Source organism: Caballeronia sp. M23-90 (assembly GCF_053574605.1).
On the sequence record NZ_JBSIPA010000677.1, the window covers coordinates 1 to 2,454 of the forward strand.

Consider the following 2,454-nt stretch of genomic DNA (forward strand, 5'->3'; position numbering starts at 1 on the left):
TGGATTGCCTGCGGGCGTGCTGAACGTCGTCACCGGCGACGGACGAACCGGCGCCGCGCTGGTCGATCATCCGCGCATCGCGAAGATTGCCTTTACGGGTTCAACGGAAGTCGGCAAGCAGATTCGTGTGGCGACGGCAGGCTCGGGCAAGTCGTTGACGCTGGAACTCGGCGGCAAGTCGCCGTTCATCGTTTTCGATGACGCCGATCTCGACAGCGCAGTGGAAGGTGTCGTCGATGCAATCTGGTTCAACCAGGGACAAGTGTGCTGCGCGGGTTCGCGCTTGCTCGTTCAGGAAGGCGTGGAGAAGCGTTTTATCGACAAGCTGAAGCGGCGCATGGATACGCTGCGGGTCGGGCCGTCGCTCGACAAGGGCATCGACATGGGCGCGATCGTCGATACCGTGCAGCTCGAACGCATTCAGTCGCTCGTTGCGCGCGGCGTTGCAGAGGGCTGCGTGATTCATCAGCCCAAGGCGCTGCAGATGCCGGAGCAGGGCGCGTTTTATCCACCGACGCTGGTGACGAATGTGGCGCCTGCGTCCACGCTTGCGCAGGACGAGATCTTCGGGCCGGTGCTCGTGACCATGAGTTTTCGCACGCCCGATGAAGCCGTCGCGCTCGCGAACCATTCCCGCTATGGACTCGCTGCGAGTGTATGGAGCGAAACCATTGGCCGTGCGCTGGACATTGCGCCGCGCCTGGAATGCGGCGTGGTCTGGATCAACGCAACCAATCTATTCGATGCCGGCGTCGGCTTCGGCGGATATCGCGAATCGGGCTTCGGCCGCGAAGGCGGACGCGAGGGGATTTACGAGTACCTGAAGCCGCGTGCGTGGTCTAAGCTGGCCGTTCGTTCGTCGGCGTCCAGTACGCCTGCAGCGTCCACTTCAGTGGCCGAATCCAATGTCAGCGCGCTGGATCGCACGGCGAAGATGTTCGTCGGCGGGAAGCAGGTTCGGCCGGACAGCGGTTACACGCGGCTCGTGTTTGCACCGTCGGGGAACATCGTCGGCGAGGTGGGGGAAGGCAGCCGCAAGGACGTGCGCAACGCAGTTGCGGCAGCGCGCGGCGCCGCAAAATGGTCGCAGGCCAGCACGCATAATCGCGCGCAAGTGCTGTATTACCTCGCGGAAAATCTGTCGGCGCGTGCGGATGAATTTGCACGGCAACTGGTTGCGCGAACCGGCGTCTCTCCGGCCCAGGCCGAGCGCGAAGTCGAAGCATCGATCACGCGCTTGTTCACCTACGGCGCGTGGGCCGACAAGTTCGACGGCGCCGTGCATTCGCCGCCGCTCAAGGGCGTGGCGCTCGCCATGCACGAACCGCTTGGCGTGATCGGTGTGGTGTGTCCGGATGAAGCGCCGTTGCTGGGCCTCGTTTCATTGATCGCACCGGCGCTTGCATTGGGCAATCGTGTGGTCGCGGTGCCGAGCGAAACCTGCCCGCTGATGGCCACGGACTTCTATCAGGTGGTCGAGACATCGGATGTGCCCGCGGGCGCGCTGAATATCATCACGGGCGAGCGCAAGCCGCTGGCGTCGACGCTTGCGAAACACGACGATGTCGATGCCGTCTGGTCCTTCGGCGGCGCGGATTTATCGGCGATGGTGGAGCGTGAATCCATCGGCAACCTGAAGCGCACGTTCGTGGATCACGGCCGCGTGTTCGACTGGTTCGATGCAGACGTTTCCGAAGGCTTGCCGTTCCTGAGACAAGCCGTGCAGGTGAAGAATATCTGGATTCCGTACGGGGATTAAGACGCATCGGAAGCAGAAGAAATAGAATCTGGGCGCTTGACCCCGCACGACAGCGGGGCCGCTCAACTGAAGGAGACACAATGCTCAAGAACCTCGATCCGCTGCTGAACGCCGACATCCTGCACGCGCTGTGCGCCATGGGTCACGGCGATGAAGTCGTGATCTGCGATGCAAACTTCCCCGCCGATTCCGTCGCGCGCCAGACCGTCCTCGGCCAGGTGCTGCGGCTCGACGGCGTGGATGCGCCGCGTGCGATCCGTGCGGTGCTTTCGGTGTTTCCGCTGGATAGTTTTGTCGATCATCCGGCCGAGCGCATGGAAGTTGTCGGCGATGCAAACGCGCTCCCCGCCGTTCAACGCGAAGCACAGACTGAAGTGGATGCCGCCGAAGGAAAGACGACGCCGTTTGCTTCAATCGAACGGTTTGCGTTTTATGAGCGCGCGAAACAAGCGTATTGCGTGATCGCGACCGGCGAAGGGCGCGGTTATGGTTGCTTCATCTTCAAGAAGGGCGTGAACCTTGCGCCCGATGCACCGTCGGGGAATGAGAAATGAGCCGCAGCGTCGTCATTCTCGGCATCTATGTGACGGACCTGACGTTTCGCGCTGCGCGCATGCCGCTGCTCGGCGAGACCATCGCCGGAACGGCATTCGCAATGGGGCCCGGCGGCAAGGGTTCCAATCAGGCGGTGGCGA

The 2,454-nt window shown here is 62.6% G+C and carries 2 protein-coding genes and 1 pseudogene; all 3 read left to right on the plus strand.

Going from position 1 to position 2,454, the window contains the following annotated elements; translation table 11 throughout:
- The coding region (locus ACRXB1_RS34530; RefSeq protein ID WP_449494594.1) for an aldehyde dehydrogenase family protein at positions 1-1,759 on the plus strand (1,759 nt) is incomplete at its 5' end.
- Between the two features lie 80 nt (positions 1,760-1,839).
- Complete coding sequence (locus ACRXB1_RS34535; RefSeq protein WP_449494595.1) at positions 1,840-2,313, plus strand: RbsD/FucU family protein; 474 nt, start codon at positions 1,840-1,842, stop codon at positions 2,311-2,313.
- A pseudogene (locus tag ACRXB1_RS34540) lies at positions 2,310-2,454 on the plus strand (ribokinase); the annotation flags it as partial. The gene ACRXB1_RS34535 and the pseudogene ACRXB1_RS34540, both read left to right, overlap by 4 nt.

What these genes read in the sequence shown, in the direction of transcription:
- ACRXB1_RS34535 (WP_449494595.1), top strand. Translation starts at nt 1,840, where the DNA reads ATGCTCAAGAACCTCGATCCGCTGCTGAACGCCGACATCCTGCACGCG.